The sequence below is a fragment of the Oricola sp. genome (assembly GCF_965230365.1).
GTDB lineage: Bacteria > Pseudomonadota > Alphaproteobacteria > Rhizobiales > Rhizobiaceae > Oricola.
On record NZ_OZ246003.1, the window covers coordinates 1170314 to 1191232 of the forward strand.

The window sequence follows — 20919 nt, forward strand, 5'->3', positions numbered from 1 at the left end:
ATATTCACCATGGACAATGGGTCGCCGAATTTGGCGATTATCCTTAATTCCGGGGGCTTTATCGATGAAACGCCTCAGATATGAAAACGGAGACATCGACCGGGTCGACGAGAAGATCCTCGCCGAACTGACCGCCAATGCGCGCATCACCATGGCCGAACTGGCGCGGCGGATCGGATTGTCGGCGCCGAGCGCAGCCGAGCGCATGCGGCGGCTCGAGGAAGCCGGGGTCATTACCGGCTACGGCGCCAGGGTATCGATGCCGGCGCTCGGATTGCCGGTGTCGGCTTGGCTGCGCATCCGGCCCATTCCCGGCGAATTGCAGCGGGTCGCCGAGATCCTGAAGGCAATACCGGAAATCTCTGAATGCGACCGTGTCACGGGCGACGACTGTTTCCTGGCGCGTGCCCATCTGGCCTCGATCGGCGACCTGGAGCGGATCATCGACATGATCATTCCCCATGCGATGACCAACACCTCGATCATCCAGTCATCGCCGGTCGCACAGCGCCTGCCGCGCATTCCCGCCGGCGAGGACGAGTGATCCGGCGGAGCGCCGATATCGATGCGCGAGGCGAACGATGGCAGCCGGTCCGGTGCGGGATTCGAATGGCAGCTATTAGCCTTTTTTGTCGCTCAAGTACGTTTCTGAGAAGTCATACTTCGTTCTTATATAGTGCCTTGCCAAAGCCCTCATGATCTCAGCAGCAACCGACAATCTTTGCGTTTCGGAGTACATATCTGCATCGGATTCAAACTTCTTGGAGGCGTGTGCGGTTGCGACGCGACAATTTTCATAAACGTATTTTTCAATTGATTTGTCTTGTCTGTCTTCATTGAAGCGATCTAGGCGCACAGGTAGGACGTCTTTGCAAGCATCGTCAAAGACTCCCTTTATCCATTCGCGGGTTTTTGGACCGATTTTTCTGCTGTCTAAGTGTTTGAAACCTGTTTCAAAGACTTTGAAGAAGCTCAGCACTGCCTGCGACGAAACTCCGGCCTCGGCAGCATTCAATCCTTCCCTGTAATAGGACAGGCAGTTTAGCAATGCTGCATCCTCTGGCATTGAGCGATAGAACATCCAAGTCATCATTGTGGAAAATGCCATGTCTCGCTTTGGCACAGGCACGGGTACAGGGTTTCCCGACCACCCCTCACGCAGGATAGCGTGACGATCATCACACCAAGAGAGCACACTCAAAAAGCGGTTTAGGAGGGTCCTGGCATCTCCTGTGTTGATACGCTCGCTGGTCAGGTCGATGCTGATTGAATGCGAGTTCTCCTTCGTTTTTGGGAAGAGTACGAAATGATGGCCGCCAAACTCGATTCGCGTCGGATCCTTTGGCCAAGTGACGGTGGTATCAACGCCGGCGTTCAGAAACCTTGAACCTCTGCGTGCGCCGAGGCGCTCGTGGAAAGCGTTACGCTCCTCCTCTGTTTCATATTCACGCCAATCCGTTTCTAGTGGCCGGTTCCAATGTCGCGAAAGGTCGATGTCACGCTTTAGCTCTCGGAAAAACTCTCGGTTTAGGACGAGTTGGCGAGTGTTGGTCGATAACGGTCGGTCATGATCGAATTCTTTTTCCGCTCCTGCCGCCGCCAAAGACAGAGCATATTTCGAAACGTAGGAGGTTGCCTTCCGCTGACCGTCTTCCTCGAAAATCAGCTTTGCTTGGTATTCATCGTTTCCTGGAATTCGGGCTATAGAAAGCGTGAGCGATACGAGTGCATTACAGTGTTCATCTTTGCCAAGCAGAGCAGCCATCGCTTCACAAAGGGAAAGCGTCTCTTGGAACGACGCAGAGACGCCGCCAACAGGCCTTAGATCGCTCATGATCAGAGCTACATGCCCAGCCCATCCACTTAGTGTGGGCACATAGCCTAAAACAGCGCGTGCGATCTCACTATTGGTGAGACGTTGTGCTGCCTTGTCTCGCCCACGTGGAAGCTGCCCATAGCTTCGCAGGCTTTCAAAGCGCTTTAGTGTTTCATCGTATGAGCAAGGTTCAGAAAGTTGGCGATGAAGAAGAAGCGACAGGTTTTTCGCATACATGGCTTTTGCTTAGACCGCTGTGTATCTATCATAAACTCTACAAACCGGACCCTCGCTATACAATATCGGTCGGCGGATCCGTCCGTATTTCTGCGGTCTCCCGACGCGCGAACTTCGCAAGCGCGGTGAATGGGAAGTTTGGTGCGCCGCATTGCAACATCATTTCGTCAGCCGATAAACGCCCGCTATGGGCCGCTTCCGGCCGATAACCCAGCTTTCGCGAATGCTCGTTCTGTCCGCAATGCGCTTTTTCAATCCGGACGCTCACAGAAGGGCGGCGAAGGCGTCGATGTCGGCCTGCTGCGTCGCAAAGCTGGTGACCAGGCGAACGATCACCTCGCCATCCGCCACGGCGATCCCGCCGCCCGCCGGCATCGGCCAATCGCCAATCCCGGCGCCGGCGTCGCGCAGCCGCTCGTATTCGGCGTCCGGCATGATCGCGAAAACCTCGTTGGCTTCCGGCGGCAGCGCCAGCCTCAGCGCTGCGCTGGTGTCGATGACCGCCGCCAGCGACGCCGCCATGGCGTTGGCGTGGCGGGCCAGGTCGAGCCACAGTCCGTTTTCGAAATAGGCGAGGAACTGCGCGGCGACAAAGCGCGACTTGGAGAAGAGCTGGCCGGAGCGCTTGCGCAGATAGGCCATGTCGGCGGCCATCGCCGGATCAAAGAAGATCAGCGCCTCGGCGCACCAGCAGCCATTCTTGGTGCCGCCGAACGAGACCATGTCGACGCCGCGCCGCCAGGTCATGTCGGCTGGCGAACAGCCGAGTGCCACAAGCGCGTTGGCAAAGCGCGCGCCGTCCATGTGCAGCGGCAGGTCGTGGGCGCGGCAGACATTCGCAATCGCCTCGATCTCGCCGGGCGTATAGACGGTGCCGAGTTCGGTCGCCTGGGTGATCGACACGGCCGAAGCGCGCCCCATGTTGACGGCGCCCGGATCAAACGGCGCGACGGCCTTTTCCAGCGCCGCCGCGTCGAACCTGCCGTTTGCCCCCTCGACCGGGCGGACGCGCACACCGCCGGTCAGGAATTCCGGCGCACCGCCCTCGTCCTCGCGGATATGCGCGTCGGGATGGGCGAAGGCGATGCCGCCGGTCCTGTGCACCGCGGCCAGCGCCAGCGCGTTGGCGGCCGTTCCCGTCGGCAGGAACCATACCGAGACCGCGTGCCCGAAGATCTCGGCAAAGCGTTCCTCGGCGGCGCGGTCGGGCTCGCCGCCGCCATAGGGTGCCGCAAATCCGCCGCCATGGGCGGTGAGCGCCGCGTTGATGGCAGGATGGGCGCCGGCCCAGTTGTCTGAGGCAAAGTGCACGCGGTATTCTCCTTCCAGCGCAGTCGGCGGATCGGACGCCGCCGCGCAACGATATAATCCGCAGAGCCGCTTGTGCGACATATTGTGTTGCAATGGACGCGATTTTTTTCCGATTGCGTCTTGAGAAACGAGCCGGTTTCTGTCATATGAATATGGCAGCAATGCTGTCCTATTTACAATTCGGACCAAGTCACGCGGAGTGATGGTCCGATAACGCGTGTGCAAACGCGGGGCAGGTTCCAGATCCCGACGAACGGCACTATCGATGTCACCGGTTGCCACCGGCGACGGTCGCGGCGCCGCCACCGCCAAACGGGCTGGCGCACGGGAGTGGACATGATAAATAGGGCGCGCGGACCGCGAGGTCGGTATGGAGGTGTGAAATGGTGACGAGAAAAACGCCGTCGAAAATCGCGAATGAGGCAGCCCTGGCCAAGCCGGAGCGCGCCGATTCGACAGCATTCGGCCTGCCGTCCGCACGCGGCCTCTATGATCCGCGCAACGAGCACGATGCTTGTGGCGTCGGCTTTATCGCCCACATGAAAGGCGAAAAGTCGCACCAGATCATCGCCGACGGTCTGGCGATGCTCGAAAACCTGACGCATCGCGGCGCGGTCGGTGCCGATCCGCTGATGGGCGACGGTGCCGGCATGCTGGTGCAGATTCCCGACGCGCTCTATCGCGCCGAGTGGTCTGACAAGGGTGTCGACCTGCCGCCGGAGGGCGAATACGGCGTCGGCCACATGTTCATGCCGCAGGATGCGGAACTGCGCGCCCATATCGAGGGCATCATTGCCGAGGTGGTGGCGAGCGAGGGCCAGCGGCTGATCGGCTTCCGCGACGTACCGGTCGACAATGCCAGCCTTTCCAAGGCGCCGGAGATCGTCGCCACCGAGCCGGTGCACCGGCAGGTGTTCATCGCCAAGGCCGACGATCTGGAGGCGGGCGATGCGTTCGAACGGCGGCTGTTCATCCTGCGCAAGGTGATTTCGGCGCGTATCCATGCCGAGACCGATGGCCGCGACAGCGGCTTCTACCCGGTTTCGCTGTCGTCGCGCACCGTCGTCTACAAGGGCATGTTCCTCGCCTATCAGGTGAGCGCCTATTACAAGGACCTGGCCGACGAGCGTTTCATCTCGGCGCTGGCCCTCGTGCACCAGCGGTTTTCGACCAACACCTTCCCGAGCTGGAAACTGTCGCACCCCTACCGAATGGTCGCGCACAATGGCGAAATCAACACGCTGCGCGGCAACGTCAACTGGATGGCGGCGCGGCAGGCTTCGGTATCCTCGGCGCTGTTCGGCGGCGAGATCGAGAAGCTCTGGCCGATCTCTTATGAGGGCCAGTCCGATACGGCCTGTTTCGACAACGCGCTCGAATTTCTGTTCCAGGGCGGCTACACGATGGCGCATGCCGTCATGATGCTGATCCCTGAGGCGTGGGCCGGCAACCAGCTCATGGATGAGCGGCGCAAGGCCTTCTACGAGTATCATGCGGCCCTGATGGAGCCGTGGGACGGACCGGCGGCCGTGGCGTTTACCGACGGCCGGCAGATCGGCGCAACGCTCGACCGCAACGGACTGCGCCCGGCGCGCTACATCGTCACCGATGACGACCGTGTGATCATGGCGTCGGAGGCCGGTGTCATCACCGTGCCCGAAGAGAACATCGTCACCAAATGGCGGCTGCAGCCCGGCAAGATGCTGCTGATCGACTTTGATGAAGGCCGCATCGTCTCCGACGAGGAGATCAAGCGGCAGATGGCCGAGATGCATCCCTATGAGGACTGGCTGGAAAACACGCAGCTGATCCTGGAAGACCTGAAGCCGGTCGCGCCGCGGGCGCTGCGCGAGGACGTCAGCCTGCTCGACCGTCAGCAGGCGTTCGGCTACAGCCAGGAAGACACCAAGATCCTGATGGCGCCGATGGCGACCACCGGCCAGGAGGCGATCGGCTCGATGGGCACCGACACGCCGATTTCGGCGATGTCGAACAAGTCGAAGCTGCTCTACACCTATTTCAAGCAGAACTTCGCGCAGGTGACCAATCCGCCGATCGATCCGATCCGCGAAGAGCTGGTGATGAGCCTGGTCTCGTTCATCGGCCCGCGGCCCAACATCTTCGATCTGGAAGGCGCATCGCGGCGCAAGCGGCTGGAAGTGCGCCAGCCGATCCTGACCAATGGCGATCTGGAGAAGATCCGCTCCATCGGCCACACCGAAGACCTGTTCGACACCAAGACGCTGGACACCACCTACGATGCCGGCATCGGCGCGGCGGGCATGGCGCCGGCACTGGCGAAGCTGTGCGCGCGCGCCGAAAAGGCGGTGCATGGCGGTTACAACATCATCATCCTGTCCGACCGCCAGATCGGTCCGGACCGGATCGCCATTCCGGCACTGCTGGCGGTGGCCGCCGTGCACCATCACCTGATCCGCAAGGGCCTGCGTACCTCCGTCGGGCTGGTCATCGAGACCGGCGAGCCGCGCGAAGTGCATCACTTCTGCTGTCTCGCCGGCTATGGCGCTGAGGCGATCAACCCCTATCTCGCCTTCGATACGCTTCTCAACATGCATGCGCGCGGCGAGTTTCCGCCGGAAGTCGACCGCTACGAGGTGGTCAGCCGCTACATCAAGTCCATCGGCAAGGGCATCCTCAAGGTGATGTCGAAGATGGGGATCTCGACCTACCAGTCCTATTGTGGCGCGCAGATATTCGACGCCGTCGGGCTGTCTACCGCCTTTGTCGACGAGTATTTCAGCGGCACCGCGACGACGATCGAGGGTGCGGGCCTCGCGGAAATCGCCGAGGAGACCGTGCGCCGCCACGAGGCGGCGTTCTCCAGCGATCCGGTGCTGATCAATGCGCTGGAAGTCGGCGGCGAATATCTCTACCGCGTGCGCGGCGAAGACCATGTGTGGACGCCCGACGCGGTGGCGTCGCTACAACACGCTGTGCGCCAGGAATTGCCGGAAAAGTATCGCGAATTCGCAGACCAGGTGAATGCGGATGCCCGCAACTCGCGGGTGATCCGCGGCTTGTTCGCCATCCGCAACGCTGCGGAAACCGGCCGCGCGCCGGTCGCCGTCGAGGATGTCGAGCCGGCATCGGAAATCGTCAAGCGGTTCTCGACCGGCGCGATGTCGTTCGGCTCGATTTCGCGCGAGGCGCATACCTCGCTGGCGATCGCCATGAACCGGATCGGCGGCAAGTCGAACACCGGCGAGGGCGGTGAGGAGCCTGACCGCTTCCACCCGTTGCCAGACGGCTCGATGAATCCGGAGCGGTCGGCGATCAAGCAGGTGGCGTCCGGCCGCTTCGGGGTGACGACCGAGTATCTCGTCAACGCCGACATGATCCAGATCAAGGTCGCGCAGGGTGCGAAACCCGGCGAAGGCGGTCAGTTGCCCGGCCACAAGGTCGACGCGACCATCGCCAAGACGCGGCACTCGACGCCGGGCGTCGGCCTGATCTCGCCACCGCCGCACCACGACATCTATTCGATCGAGGATCTGGCGCAGCTGATCTACGACCTGAAGAACGTCAACTCGGCCGCCGACATCTCGGTCAAGCTGGTGTCGGAAGTCGGTGTCGGTACGGTCGCAGCCGGCGTTGCCAAGGCGCGCGCCGACCACATCACGATTTCCGGCTTCGACGGCGGCACCGGCGCGTCGCCGCTGACCTCGCTGAAACATGCCGGTTCGCCCTGGGAGATGGGGCTTGCCGAAACGCACCAGACGCTCGTCCTCAACGGGTTGCGTTCGCGCGTGGCGCTGCAGGTCGATGGCGGTTTGAGAACCGGCCGCGACGTTGTCATCGGTGCGCTTCTGGGCGCCGACGAGTTCGGCTTCTCGACCGCGCCTTTGATCGCGGCCGGCTGCATCATGATGCGCAAGTGCCATCTCAACACCTGCCCGGTCGGCGTGGCGACCCAGGACCCGGTTCTGCGCAAGCGCTTCAAGGGCACGCCGGAGCACGTGGTCAACTACTTCTTCTACGTCGCCGAAGAGGTGCGCGAGTTGCTCGCCGCCATGGGTTACACCAAGCTCGACGACATCATTGGCGAGACCGACCTGCTCGAGCAGCAGGCGCTGGTCGACCACTGGAAGGCGCACGGGCTCGATTTCTCCAAGGTGTTCTACAAGCCCGCGGCCGAAAAGAGCGAGATCTACTGGACAGAGCGTCAGGATCATCCGATCGCCGACATCCTCGACCGCAAGCTGATCGCCGAGGCCGCGTCGGCGCTGGAAAGCGCCACGCCGGTGATTATCGACACGCCGATCCACAACACCGACCGTTCCGCCGGCGCGATGCTGTCGGGCGAGGTCGCCAAGCGCTATGGCCACAAGGGGCTTGGCGACGACACGATCCGCGTCACGCTGACCGGCACCGCCGGCCAGTCGTTCGCGGCGTTTCTCGCCAATGGCGTGACCTTCGATCTGATCGGCGACGGCAACGACTATGTCGGCAAGGGCCTGTGCGGCGGACGCATCATCATCCGGCCGCCGGACAATTCCGGCATCGTGCCGGAGCAGTCGATCATCGTCGGCAACACGGTGCTTTACGGCGCCATCCAGGGCGAAGCCTATTTCCGCGGCGTGGCGGGCGAGCGTTTCGCGGTCCGCAACTCAGGCGCGGCGGCGGTTGTCGAAGGCGTCGGCGACCATGGCTGCGAATACATGACCGGTGGCGTCGTGGTGGTGCTCGGGCCGACCGGGCGCAACTTCGCGGCCGGCATGTCGGGCGGCGTCGCCTATGTACTCGACGAGGACGGCACGTTCGAAAGCCGCTGCAACATGGCAATGGTCGAACTCGAGCCGGTGCCCGAGGAGGACGACATCCTCGAGAAGCTGCATCACCATGGCGGCGATCTCGCCCACAAGGGTCGTGTCGACGTGTCGGGCGACATGACCCGCCACGACGAGGAGCGGCTGGTGCAGATGATCTCCAATCACCGGCATCACACCGGCTCGGCGCGAGCGGCAGAAATCCTTGAAAACTGGGAAAGCTACCGCGCCAAATTCCGCAAGGTCATGCCGGTTGAATACCGCCGCGCGCTCGAGGAGATGGAGCGCATGCAGATGAACATCGCTGCGGAGTAGGGCACAATGATCGTCACGACGACCAACGCGATCGAGGGCCGCGAGATCGCGGAGTACAAGGGTGTTGTCACCGGGGAAGCGATCCTCGGCGCCAATATCTTCCGCGATTTCTTCGCCGGCATCCGCGACATCGTCGGCGGCCGTTCGGGCGCCTACGAGAAGTCTTTGCGCGAGGCGCGCGAGATCGCCATCCGCGAGATGGAGGAGGAGGCGCACAGGATCGGCGGCAACGCCGTGATCGGTGTCGACCTAGATTACGAGAACATCACCGCGGGCAGCGGTTCGATGCTGATGGTTTCAGCGTCGGGCACGGCCGTGGTGTTACGGTAGACCGGGAACAGACATGGGCAAGGTAACGGGTTTCCTCGAAATTGACCGCCAGACGCCGAAGTATCAGCCGGCGGCCGACCGAATCAGGCATTTCCGCGAGTTCACCATCACCCCGGACGACAGCGAAGTCGCCAAGCAGGCGGCGCGTTGCATGGATTGCGGCATACCGTTCTGTCACGGGCCGACCGGCTGTCCGATCCACAACCAGATCCCCGACTGGAACGACCTCGTCTACAATGGCGACTGGGACAACGCGATCCGCAATCTGCATTCGACCAACAACTTTCCGGAGTTCACCGGCCGCATCTGCCCGGCGCCGTGCGAGGAAGCCTGCACGCTGAACCTGGAAGACATTCCGGTCGCCATCAAGACGGTCGAACAGGCGCTGGCCGACAAGGCGTATGCGAATGGCATGATCGTGCCGCAGCCGGCGGCCGAGAAGACCGGCAAGCGCGTCGCCATCATCGGCTCCGGGCCGGCCGGCATGGCCGCCGCCCAGCAGCTCGGCCGTGTCGGCCATGACGTGCATGTGTTCGAGCGCGAGGCGCGCATCGGCGGGCTGCTGCGCTATGGCATTCCCGACTTCAAGATGGAAAAACACTACATCGACCGGCGCGCCGAGCAGATGCGCGGCGAGGGCGTAACCTTCCATGTCAATGTCAATATCGGCGTCGACAAGCCGGTCGCCGAACTGGCCGCGGAATTCGACGCGGTGCTCTATTGCGGCGGATCGGAAACGCCGCGCGAGGCGGGCATTCCGGGCGACGGTCTCGGCGGCGTGCATCCGGCGATGAACTACCTCGTCCAGCAGAACAAGCGCGTCGGCGGCGAAGACAGCATCCAGTCCGTTGCCTGGCCGTCGGAACCGATCCTGGCCGGTGGCAAGCATGTCGTCGTGGTCGGCGGCGGCGACACGGCGTCCGACTGCGTCGGCACCGCGTTCCGCCAGGGCGCCGTCAGGGTGACGCAGCTCGACATCCGCCCGCAGCCGCCAGAGCGTGAAGACAAGCTCGCCGTGTGGCCGTTCTGGGCGACAAAGATGCGCACCTCGTCCAGCCAGGCGGAAGGCGCGCAGCGCGAATTCCAGGTCGCGACGCTGGAGTTCATCGGCGAGGCCGGGCATTTGACGCATGTGAAATGCTGCGAGGTCGACGAGGCGCGCAAGCCGATCGCCGGTTCGGAATTCTTCATCCGCGCCGATCTGGCCTTCGTGGCGATCGGCTTTGCCGGCCCGCTGGCCGGCGGCGTGCTCGGCGAACTGGGCAGCGACCTGAAGATCGATGTCGACCGGCGCGGCCACACCTCGGTCAACGCCAACGAGACCGACTACAAGACGACCGTCGACAAGTTCTGGGCCGCTGGCGACGTCCGCCGCGGCCAGTCGCTGGTGGTCTGGGCGATCCGCGAGGGACGCCAGGCCGCGCACGCCATCGACAAGTTCCTGATGGGCTCGACCGTCCTGCCGCGCTAGAGCGATTCGGTCTATCCGAAAAACGCTCCAACGCGGCACTGCGTCGCAATTGAGCGAGGTCAAGGCACGCGCCTGACGTTGCGGATAGCGTCCCTTGCGTTGTACGTGACGCAGGGGACTTTCCATGTTCGCTCTCTTCCTCGCCGCCTATCTGTTGGTCGCACCGACGGTCATGGGCGCCATCATCATCGCATTGCTGACTGCCGATCTGTTTTCGGCGTCATATATCGGTATCGCGGCCGTGGCTGGCGCGGTGATTTCGATTCCGCTGTCGTGGGTGCTGTCGCGCAGGCTTGAGCACATCTTCGATACGCGGCGCGGGTAATTCGACCGCTGAAACCGTCTGTGCATGACGTCGACTGCCGGTTGACCGGGGCGGGCGGATGCGGCATCCGTTGCGCTGTTTTCCGCTGTCCCAGGAGCAAGCCACATGTCCGACGTGAACGGCGTCGCGCGAGACCAGTTGCGTGCATTTATCGATCGTATCGAGCGTCTCGAGGAAGAAAAGAAGTCGATCGCCGACGATATCAAGGATGTCTATGCCGAGGCCAAGGGCATGGGCTTCGACACCAAGGTGCTGCGCAAGGTCGTTTCGATCCGCAAGCAGGACCAGAACGAACGCATGGAACAGGAAGCCGTGCTCGATCTTTATCTGCACGCGCTCGGCATGGCGCCGGAGCCTGATGCTGCGGAGTAAGTTGCTCGCTTGTTGGATAGATATCGAGACGCTAACTCCCGTCTATCAATGATTCCAACACGTTAGCCTTATTCTCCATCGGATATTATCCTCCCCTCCAAATCCTGCCTTACACTCGCTCCCGCCTTCTCACGGAAGTCTGTCGTGCACACCGGCTGATGGAGAGAGGGACGGTGCCTGGCTGGTGGCGCAGAGGTGCGTCACTGGGTGATGAACCCCCAAGTCAGGGCGGCATGAAGCGGCGCGCGCAGTCTTGTTTTCCCGGACTTTAGTTCCGGGCCGCCGACCGAAGCTGCAAGACCACCGAGCGGGCGGTCCGAGGATCGCTATACCTTTTAGACGTTGCGATGCTTTGACCGCCCGTCTTCCATATTTTTTCGTGCTCACGGCAGTTCACGCTGCGCGTGAACGCCTCCGCATGGGCCTCGCAATCAGGGGCCCGCCAGCGAGCGAAGCGAAGCTTAAGGGTGGGACAAGCTCCCCTCGGTCGCGCGGTCGCGCTTGCGGATTTCGTCTGGGTTCTTTGAAAATCCGGTCACGGAAAACGGGACGCGGTGCCGATGATGCACGCGCGCATGGCAAATCCGCCGAACCAAGACCGGATTTGCCGGTAGCCGACCGCACCTGTACTACTGAACAAGCAGCGCGGGAGAATCGGTTTTGGAGGACGTGCACCACGGATTTCCGTTGGTTGAAATCGCGATCGTCATCGTGATCGCCGTTCTGGCCGGCCTCGGCCTGATGCGCCTCAGGCAGCCGCCGCTGGTCGGTTTCATCATGGCCGGGGTGCTGCTCGGCCCGACCGGCTTCGGCCTGATCGACAACAACGACAATGTTACGGCACTTGCCGAAATGGGCGTGCTGGTGCTGCTGTTCTTCATTGGCACGGAACTGTCGCTGAAAGCATTCGTTTCCACCCTGCGGCCGGCGGTCACGGTGGCGGCGGGCCAGCTTGCGGCGGCCATGCTGATCGCCTCGGGACTGGCTTGGCTGGCCGGCTCCACCTTTGCCGAGGGCGTCATTCTCGGTTTCATCATTGCGCTGTCCAGCACGGTCGTGGCGATGAAGATGCTCGACGAGATGGGCGCTCTGCGGCGGCTGCCAGGGCGGATTACCGTTGGCGTGCTGATCGCCCAGGACATCGCGGTCGCACCGATGCTGATCCTGATCGCTTCGTTTGGCGGTGGCGAAACCGGGACGTTTTCGCTGGTCTTCAAGCTGGCGATTGCGGTGGGTTTGCTCGGCGCGCTTTTGTGGTGGCTCGGCCGCATTCCGAAGATCAAGGTGCCGTTCGACGAGCAGGTCGGCGACAATGTCGAACTGCTGGCGCTTGGATCGCTCGCCGCCTGTTTCGGGGCTGCGGCGCTCTCCGGGCTGGTCGGGCTGTCGCCGGCCTATGGCGCGTTTCTCGCCGGCCTGGTGATCGGTCATTCGACCCTGCGCAATCGCGTCATTCCGGTGATCGAGCCGATCCAGAGCGTGCTGCTGGTGATCTTTTTTCTGTCGATCGGCCTTCTGATCGACCTGTCCTACATCCGCGACCATCTTGGCGTGGTGCTCGCCGCCGCCTTCCTGGTGGTGGCGGTCAAGACAATCCTCAATGTATTCCTGCTGCGGTTCGCCGGCTTCGACCGCGATACCGCGCTGGTCGGCGGCCTGTCGATGGCGCAGATCGGCGAGTTTTCCTTCGTGCTTGCCGCCGCCGGTTTCACGGCGGGCGCGCTCGGTTACGATATCTATCGCCTGTCGATTGCGGTGACTGCGATCACGCTTCTGGTCTCGCCGGCGTGGACCAGCCTGATGCACCGGGTCGAGCGGCTGGCGATGGAAAACTACTCGTCCTATCGCGACGCGCTTTCGGAAGCCTATGCCGACGAGATCGAAAACGTGCAGGAGCGCTTGTGGTGGCTGAAGGTGCGCTACCGCGCCGGCCGGATCGCCCGGCGTCGGCGGGGCGAAGAGAAGGCGGCACGCCTTGCCGCCGCAAAAACCGAGGCAGAAAAAGCCGAAGCCGCAAGCTTCGTGGCCGGGAAGGCCGCGCCGGACGAAGACGGTGCCGCCGAAACGAAGGCAGTCAATCGAAGCCGTGCTTCTTGAGCGCCGCATAAACTGCCGCTCGCGCCGCGTCGTTGCGAAGCGGGAAAGCCTCGAAAAAGTGCTTCAGCGTCGCATCGGGTCGCCGCGTGCGGACGAAATGCGCCCACTTCGTAGCCGTCTCGGCCTTGCCGGCCAGTTCGTTGGCGGCGGCGGCGTTCATCTGGATCAGATAGTGATTACCCGGCATCCGGGCTCCGCTGTCGGCCCAGCCCGCGGCCAGTTGGTATTCGCCATCCGCAATGAGGGTCATGCTGCGCAACGCCTGCATGGCGTAGAGAAACGGATCGAGCGGGCTCAGCGAAACCGCCGCATCGACCAGGGTGCGCCCGGTTTCGTTGCGTCCGGAGATCGTGTCGGTGAAGGCCTGCGCATAGAGGCCATGGGCATAATTGGGGCTGAGCGTCAGAGCCCGCTCCAACCAGACATGCGCCTGGTCGAAATCGCCGAACAGCCAGTAGGACCGCGCGAGCGAGAGATTGACGAATGGATCGAACGGATCGAGTTCGGTCGCCCGTTCGGCGCGTCTCAGGGTCAGTTCGATCTGCGCCTTCAGGTCGTCTGTCTGACGAAGGAAAGCAGTCCGGAATGCCGTAAATGCCAGCCCGGCATGCGCGCGGGCGAAGTTCGGTTCCTTGGCGACTGCATCCGCAAAAAACTCGGCCGCGACCTCGTTGTCCTTCTGGTTGAAGCGGAGAACGTGTTGCAGCCCGAGGTGAAAGGCCGACCAGGCGTCGAGATTCTCGGGCACCGAGACGTCGGCGCGTCGGGCTTCGTGGGCCGGAATCCGGTAATCGAGCACCGAGACGATGTTGGCGACGATCCTGGCGCGAACGTCATGAACCTCGTCGACCGTCGTCGAATAGCGCTCGCTCCAGACGAGAATGTCGCCGCGCGTGTCCGTCAGATCGACGCTGATGGTCAACGACTTGCCGAAGATCTCCACAAAGCCGGACAGGCAATAGCGGGCGTTCAATGCCGCGCCGATTCGCGGTAGGTCCGGTTGCGGTTGACGAAAGCGGAACGTGGAGCCGCGTGCGATCACCGAGATCCAGCGCAGCCGGGCAAGTGCGGTGATCAACTCGTGCGGTATCGCCTCGGCGATCGCGGTATGATTTTCAGTTTGTCCGAGCAAGCCGAAGGGAAGCACCGCGATGGAGGGCTTGTTTTCAATGCTGCCGAGGCTGACCGCTTGTTCCGCCGCAACAGCGGGCCGGGCGGCAATCTGGTCCAATGCGATTTCGACCTCACAGTTGCATCGGAAGCCAAGGCCGTGGATGGTCCTGATGATCTTTTGCGTCGTGCCGTCATCTCCCACGGCCTGACGGGCCGACTTTATGCGGCTCGACAGAGCCGACTCGGAGATCGCACGTCCATCCCACACTTTCTCGACAATCTCGCCCTTGGTGAGCAGGCGATCATGGTTCTCGACAATCAGCACAAGCAGCGCGAGAACCTGCGGCTCAATGGCGACCAGCGCGCCATCGCGCCTAAGCTCGGCCTTGTGCGTATCGAGACGGCAATCTTCGAACAAATAGATCAATGCCGGATTCCGGTTGCTCAACGGCGAGCAAAACTCGTGGCTGTACTGCTCATGCTCCGCAGGGTCATCGGCTATGTGGCCCCATCTATTCTTTCGGATGTGATCGTTCAACATCCTGAGGAATTTCTGAGGTCATATGATATTGCATCTGTTGCCGGAATACACCGAAAAATGCCGATCATGCCGGTCGGGGCGACCATCCGGCTGCCTTCCGGTCGTTACCTGGAGCGCGGTTCTAGTTGTTCGCCGGGATCTGCAGCGTCAGTGGCTGACCGTCGCCGCCCTTTCCGCCGGCAAAGCGCGCCACTGCGAGAAACGTCACGGCCTTGCCGCTGAAACGCTGCGGATCGGGTGGTGGCAGGTGCTGGAAACCATCGGCATAGACCGCCGTCGGCGCTTCGCGCAGGGCGTTCTGGATGAAGGCGGGCCGCTCGCCGGCGCGGCCGTGATCGGTGATGCTGATCGACGAAGTGGTCCAGCTGCCGAAACGCGCCGGATCGATCTCGTCGGCCGAGGCCAGCCTTGCCGCCGGCGCGACGATCGGTGCTGGTGCGGCTTCGGGGCGCGCGGTCTTGGCTGTGGTGACGACGCCCGAATCGTATGCGGCACGAATGCGCGCATCGGCGTTCGGCGCCAGGGCGGTGACCGGGGTCCCGGATTGCGCCGGCCGGATCGCCGGGACGACAGCGGTTTTCGGCGCGTCGACCGCGTCACTCAGACGGTCACGCAGTGCCGGAACCGGCAGCGAAGCGACCTGGACTTCGGGTTGCGCGGGGACTGGCCGGCGGGGGGCGGGAATGGGGATCGGCAACACCGGCCTGTCTTGCCGCGGCGCGGCGACAGGCTTGGCCGATGTCATGATCGTGCCGATTGTCGAGCGGGCGAGCGCGTTTTCGCTGGGAACGCCGTTCAAAGCGGCCTCGATCTCGGAGGCGCTGCGGCGTCCCGGCCGTTTCTGCTTCTCCAGGCTGGGAACGAGCGCTACGGGCGTGGCGCCTGCATTGTCCGGCACCAGCGCCAGCGGACGCGGGACCGCGCGATTGGCGGAGGCGAGGGCGACCGGCCGATCGGCGATCAGGGGCCGGTTGTCGCCCAGCGGAATGATCGGCCGTGCGCGGGGCGCCGATACCGGGAGCGGGGTTTCGCTGGCCGAAAGCGATGCAATCACTGTGCCTGGCGTTTCGGGTTCCGGAACGACGGGTGCGGCGGGTCTCGCCGCTTGCGCGGGCGCCGGCTGACGCCGGGCAGGGGCCTGCGCCTCGTTGTCGTTGCCGCCGCCGAATATCGCGGCGACCAGCGATTTGCCGTTTCCGTCCTTGCCATCGGTGCCTCCGCTGCGCGCCGTCGCGGTTGCAGGTGCGGTACTGCGGAAGCGGCGTCCCTTGACGTCGGCAGTGGCGTCGCCCCGGCTCTTGCGGGCCTTGTATTCGGCCAGCGCCTGCTTGTAGCCGGGCAGCGGCTTGCCGTCAGGCGGCAGATGCAGCGTCTTGCCGTTCGGGAAAACCCGGCTCAGTTCTTTGCGGCTCATGCGCGGCCATGCTCGAACATTGCCTGTGTCGAAGTGGACGAATGGCGAGCCCGATTTCGGATAGTAACCCACGCCGCCGCCCTGCAGCTTGAAGCCGACTTCGCGGAGCTTCGCCAGTTTGACGCCGGGAATGTAGAAATCGATCGCTTTGCCGACAGTGTGCTGGCTCTTCTTGGCCTGTCCGCCGCGCGTCCGGCGCAGCATTTCGTTGGTTGCCGGCGAGCGATAGGCCGATACGACGTGAATGTAGTCGCGGGCGCCGACGAGCTGGTAGGCCTCCCAGAGGACGTCGAAAAGCTTCGGATCCATCTTGGTCGGTTCGTTGCGCCGCCAGTCGCGCAGGAACCGGTTCAGCTTCTTCAAGCCGGCCTGATCGTAACGGCCGTTGCGCTTGAAGGTGATCTCGGCCCGTTCCTTCGTGTGGATGTAGTAGAGCTTGAGCGTCCGGGTTTCGGCTTCAGCGGTGGCGGAGGCAAGCAGCAACGCAGGAACAAGCAGGCATGCGACAATCAACGCCCGCAAAGCGGCGCACATCGCAATCTCGCGCAGGCCCAATTCGGCCCGAAACATCGTACCCGGTATCAATGCGCACCAACCTGCGTGAACAGCACCGCCCCCCAGACTACCGGCAACATGGTTAATTGCATGTTAGCGATGTGATCGCACCGATAGGCCGGAAAATCCAGTCCGAAACAAGCCAAGAGGCGGGAGGTCAACAGTCGATCCCCGAAGTTCCCCAAACCATCAGTGCTTCTGCGCGGCAAATGCGGTGATACGATGGCAGCCGAAATCCAACTGCTGACCGGAAAACCACTATGGTTACCAAATCACTAACAAGCTCGGTTCAAGTCGGATAGGAAACGGCGATTGGCTGCGAGCCGGGCTTTGGGCAGCGCTAGCCCAGATCGTATTCTTTCAACTTGCGGTAAAGTGTCGAGCGACCGATCCCCAGCCGTCGCGCGACTTCGCTCATCTGGCCGTCATAGTGCTCTATGGCGTAGGCGATGGCGTCCGATTCGATATCCGACAATGCGCGGACATTGCCGGTCTCGTCGAGCATGTTGAGGCTGGCTCTTCCCGCCACGACCGGATACCAGGCGCTGGCAGTGTCGTCACTCGGTTCGATACCCGGCGCATCGACATAGTCACGGCCGCCAGGCTCGTCCATCGATTGCGGTTCGGGCTCCGGTACTGCGACAGCGGAGAGCTCACGCGGGTCGATGCCGTGCACCTGCGCCGCGATCTGGGGGAAGTCGGCTTCCTCGAGCATATCGCCGTCACACAGCACCATCGCGCGGAATACCGCGTTCTGCAGTTGCCGGACATTGCCCGGCCAGTCGTGGGCGCGCAGCAGCGCCAGTGCGTCAGGTTTGATGCCTCTTGCGCGGAAACCCGTTTCGCGTTGCCGCGACATCGCGATGAAATGATCGACGAGCAGTGCGATATCGGTTCCGCGTTGGCGAAGTGAAGGGACAAGAATGGGAAACACATTCAAACGATAGAAAAGGTCCTCGCGGAAACGGCCGCGCTTTATTTCGGCGATCAGGTCGCGATTCGTGGCGGAAATGACCCTCAAATCGACCTTGCGGACGGTTTTCGAGCCGACCGGTTCTACCTCGCCTTCCTGGATCGCCCGCAGCAGCTTGACCTGCGCGGCGAGCGGCAATTCTCCAACTTCGTCAAGGAAAAGCGTGCCGCCGTCCGCTTCGATGAACTTGCCGGTGTGCCGTTCCGTGGCGCCCGTAAACGCCCCTTTCTCGTGACCGAAAAGGATGCTTTCGATCAGGTTTTCGGGGATCGCGCCGCAATTGACGACAATGAAAGGGCGCTTGCGGCGCGCGCCGCCGGCCTGGATGGCGCGGGCGATGAGTTCCTTGCCGACACCGGACTCGCCCTCGATAAGCACCGGAAAATCTGTCGCGGCCGCTTTGGCGATCAGCAGTTTTACCCGGTCCATGACTTCCGACTGGGCGACAAGGGGCTGCACGGAGGAGGCCGCGCCGGGATGGCCAGTTGTCTTGCGTTCCGATTGCTTGACATTCAGGCGAACCGCATCGCGAACCGCCGCGTTCAAGCGATCGGGTGAAACGGGTTTGACAAGAAAATCGAATGCGCCGGCCCGCATCGCCGCAATCACGACATCGATCCCGCCCTGGGCCGTCAGGACGATGACCGGAATGTCGATATCATGCTCCTTCATCGCGGCCATGACCGCCAGGCCATCGATGTCGGGCATTCTCAGGTCGAGCAGCACCGCGTCGAATGCGTCAGGATCGTTTCGGGTCAGCGCGGCAAGCGCCGGCTTGCCGCCGTCGACCGTATAGGCCGTATGGCCGGCACGACTGATCGCCGCTTCGAGCAACCGCCTCTGAACAGGATCATCGTCAACGATCAGGATGCTTGCACTCGCCAGTGTCAAGATATGCCCCCGGGCTGCGAATCCGACGCGAACCGGAAGCCGGTCCCAAGTTTGCGCCAAGTTGGCACAAGTCAGTGAAGCACTGGCAAAGAACTCCGTTCAAAGTTTAGCGGAACGAAAGATATTGCGGCCCTTTGTTGCCGGGGTAGTTGCCTCGTTTTCCGGTCAGGGAGAGGCTGGACGACCGACTTGTGCCTTCCCATTGCCGGACAGCCATGCTTTAGGCAGATGAGGACCTGCACCAACTGCACGGAGAGCGAGATTGGCCGAGACAACGGACTATCCGGTTCACGGGAAAATCACCGGTCCGGTCGTGATGATCGGTTTCGGATCCATCGGTCGCGGTACGTTGCCGTTGATCCAACGTCATTTCGACTTCGATCCGGCGCGCTTGTTCGTTGTTGAACCGAGGCCGGATGCGCTATTGCGGTCGCTGGCCGATGACGGCACGATCCGGCTTGTCGAAGACGCAGTAACCCCGGAGAATTTGTGCGGTCTGCTTGGCCCGCTACTCACCGAAGGCGAGGGGCAGGGATTTTGCGTCAACCTGTCGGTCGACACGTCCTCGCTCGATATCATGAAATACTGCCGCGAAATCGGCGTGCTTTACATCGACACGGTGGTCGAGCCCTGGCTCGGTTTCTACTTCGATGACGCGGCGGACAACTCGTCGCGGACCAACTATGCGTTGCGCGAGACTGTCCGTACCGAAAAACAGGCAAATCCCGGTGGCACGACCGCAGTGTCGTGCTGCGGCGCGAATCCCGGGATGGTCTCCTGGTTCGTCAAGCAGGGTCTCGTCGATCTGGTCAAAGACCTCGGACTTGATTTCGTGAAACCGGCGCCGGAAGACCGCGAGGGCTGGGCCCGGCTGATGCAGAAGGCCGGCGTCAAGGGCGTTCACATCGCGGAGCGCGACACCCAGCGTTCCAAGGCGCCGAAGACGCCGGATGTGTTCGAGAACACCTGGTCGGTCGAGGGTTTCATCGCCGAGGGCTTGCAGCCTTCGGAACTCGGTTGGGGAACGCATGAAACCTGGATGCCCGGCAATGCGCACGAGCATGCCGCTGGCTGCAAGGCGGCGATCTGGCTCGACCAGCCGGGCGCGGCAACGCGGGTGCGGACCTGGTGCCCGACGCCAGGCGCGCAATACGGTTTCCTGGTGACCCACAACGAGGCGATTTCGATCTCGGACTTCTTTACCGCGCGTGATGACAGCGGTGCGGTCGAGTATCGGCCGACGTGCCACTATGCCTACCATCCCTGCGACAATGCGGTGCTGTCGCTGCACGAGATGTTCGGCCAGGCGGGCAAACCGCAATCCGAACTGCATGTCATGGACGAGCATGAATTGCAGGACGGCATCGACGAACTCGGGGTGCTCCTTTACGGCCACGCGAAGAACGCCTTCTGGTACGGCTCGCAGCTATCGGTCGAGGAGACGCGGGCAATCGCACCCTACCAAAACGCGACCGGCCTGCAGGTTACCTCGGCGGTTCTCGCCGGAATGGTCTGGGCGCTGGAAAACCCGGTGGCCGGGATCGTGGAAGCGGACGAGATGGACTATCGCCGCTGCCTGGAGATCCAGTTGCCCTATCTCGGTCCGGTCAAGGGTTACTATACGGACTGGACGCCGTTGGCTGGCCGGCCGGGCATGTTTCCTGAAGACATCGACGAACATGATCCGTGGCAGTTCAGAAACGTGCTCGTCCACGACTGATTTGGTACGATGGCCGGCAACCTGGAATTGCGGGTTCATAGCGGCGGCTTTCTCACGTATTGTGTATCAAAATCGAACACAAAGCGGGGTTTCGAATGGTCATGAAGAAGATAGCGACATACGCGGCTGTGGCGGGCTGCCTGGCGGCATTGGGCGGTTGCGTGATCGACGCGCCCGGCTCGGGTGGGCGCTTCGGCACCTATTCCGGCGCCGCCGAAGGGAATTGGGCCGATTCGAGCGGCGTGGCGACGTCGCGTTTCAACAATGGCTCCTTCGTCACGTTCGCCAATGATACCGGCAACAGGCTGGCGGAGGGCACGTATCGATACAACGATGCCCGCAACATCGAGATCAACATGAGGTCGCTGGTGCGCCAGACCCGGATCAGAACCAACTGCCTGATCATCGGTTCGCGCCAGATGAACTGCACCAGCGATTCGGGTGCGCAGTTCACGCTGACGCGTAGTTAGGGCGGTCGTAGCGACAGCGTTGTGCCGGGCGCGGGACGCCCGGCGGCGATCTATTGCATCTTGTCAAGCGCCGGATGCAGTGAAAAAGTTGATGTGGTGCGGCTTTCGCGCAATCGTCACACGAAGGTGCGATGACGCCGCAGAGCGGCGCGAGGTAGGGCCAGTGCGCCGACAGAAAGGG

The 20919-nt window shown here is 62.5% G+C and carries 14 protein-coding genes; 9 read left to right on the forward strand and 5 right to left on the reverse strand.

Going from position 1 to position 20919, the window contains the following annotated elements; genetic code table 11:
- Positions 1-64: 64 nt before the first annotated feature.
- A complete protein-coding gene (locus ACO06R_RS05685) occupies positions 65-544 on the forward strand; it encodes an Lrp/AsnC family transcriptional regulator (protein ID WP_421857228.1) in 480 nt (159 codons plus the stop codon).
- Between the two features lie 75 nt (positions 545-619).
- Here the strand turns inward: ACO06R_RS05685 and mauJ are convergent, their stop codons facing one another.
- Both mauJ and ACO06R_RS05695 read right to left on the reverse strand, forming a co-directional pair.
- The gene (gene mauJ, locus ACO06R_RS05690) at positions 620-2053 is read right to left on the reverse strand and encodes a methylamine utilization protein MauJ (RefSeq protein ID WP_421857230.1); all 1434 of its coding nucleotides are present in this window, start codon (positions 2051-2053) and stop codon (positions 620-622) included.
- Between the two features lie 264 nt (positions 2054-2317).
- Positions 2318-3364, reverse strand: a complete 1047-nt coding sequence (locus tag ACO06R_RS05695) for a threonine aldolase family protein (protein ID WP_421857232.1) — start codon at positions 3362-3364, stop codon at positions 2318-2320.
- Between the two features lie 386 nt (positions 3365-3750).
- Here ACO06R_RS05695 and gltB point away from each other — a divergent pair, with 386 nt between their 5' ends.
- The 6 genes from gltB to ACO06R_RS05725 all read left to right on the forward strand — a co-directional run bounded on the left by gltB (position 3751) and on the right by ACO06R_RS05725 (position 13061).
- Positions 3751-8466 carry a glutamate synthase large subunit gene (gene gltB / locus ACO06R_RS05700; RefSeq protein WP_421859229.1) on the forward strand — a complete coding sequence of 1572 codons (4716 nt, stop codon included), beginning with the start codon at positions 3751-3753 and terminating at the stop codon, positions 8464-8466.
- 6 nt (positions 8467-8472) lie between these two features.
- The gene (locus ACO06R_RS05705) at positions 8473-8796 is read left to right on the forward strand and encodes a heavy metal-binding domain-containing protein (protein ID WP_421857234.1); all 324 of its coding nucleotides are present in this window, start codon (positions 8473-8475) and stop codon (positions 8794-8796) included.
- 13 nt (positions 8797-8809) lie between these two features.
- Positions 8810-10267 carry a glutamate synthase subunit beta gene (locus ACO06R_RS05710; protein ID WP_421857236.1) on the forward strand — a complete coding sequence of 486 codons (1458 nt, stop codon included), beginning with the start codon at positions 8810-8812 and terminating at the stop codon, positions 10265-10267.
- A 124-nt stretch (positions 10268-10391) separates the two neighbouring features.
- Entirely contained in the window at positions 10392-10592 is a 201-nt protein-coding gene (locus tag ACO06R_RS05715; RefSeq protein ID WP_421857238.1) for a hypothetical protein, read from the forward strand.
- Positions 10593-10697: 105 nt separating this feature from the next.
- Positions 10698-10964 (forward strand): DUF2312 domain-containing protein, encoded by a 267-nt coding sequence (locus ACO06R_RS05720; protein WP_421857240.1) that lies wholly within the window; start codon positions 10698-10700, stop codon positions 10962-10964.
- 669 nt (positions 10965-11633) lie between these two features.
- Positions 11634-13061, forward strand: a complete 1428-nt coding sequence (locus tag ACO06R_RS05725; protein ID WP_421859231.1) for a cation:proton antiporter — start codon at positions 11634-11636, stop codon at positions 13059-13061.
- Here the strand turns inward: ACO06R_RS05725 and ACO06R_RS05730 are convergent.
- From ACO06R_RS05730 to ACO06R_RS05740, 3 genes are all read right to left on the reverse strand, one after another.
- Positions 13039-14601 (reverse strand): winged helix-turn-helix domain-containing protein, encoded by a 1563-nt coding sequence (locus ACO06R_RS05730; protein ID WP_421857242.1) that lies wholly within the window; start codon positions 14599-14601, stop codon positions 13039-13041. The two genes, ACO06R_RS05725 and ACO06R_RS05730, sit on opposite strands and share 23 nt — an antisense overlap.
- Before the next feature lie 235 nt (positions 14602-14836).
- Complete coding sequence (locus ACO06R_RS05735; RefSeq protein WP_421857244.1) at positions 14837-16699, reverse strand: DUF882 domain-containing protein; 1863 nt, start codon at positions 16697-16699, stop codon at positions 14837-14839.
- Between the two features lie 325 nt (positions 16700-17024).
- Complete coding sequence (locus ACO06R_RS05740; protein ID WP_421857246.1) at positions 17025-18548, reverse strand: sigma-54-dependent transcriptional regulator; 1524 nt, start codon at positions 18546-18548, stop codon at positions 17025-17027.
- Positions 18549-18864: 316 nt separating this feature from the next.
- Between ACO06R_RS05740 and ACO06R_RS05745 the strand changes: the two genes are divergently transcribed.
- Complete coding sequence (locus ACO06R_RS05745; RefSeq protein WP_421859234.1) at positions 18865-20268, forward strand: homospermidine synthase; 1404 nt, start codon at positions 18865-18867, stop codon at positions 20266-20268.
- Positions 20269-20369: 101 nt separating this feature from the next.
- Positions 20370-20738: a hypothetical protein gene (locus ACO06R_RS05750; protein ID WP_421857248.1), complete on the forward strand. Its 369-nt coding sequence runs from the start codon at positions 20370-20372 to the stop codon at positions 20736-20738.
- Positions 20739-20919: the final 181 nt, after the last annotated feature.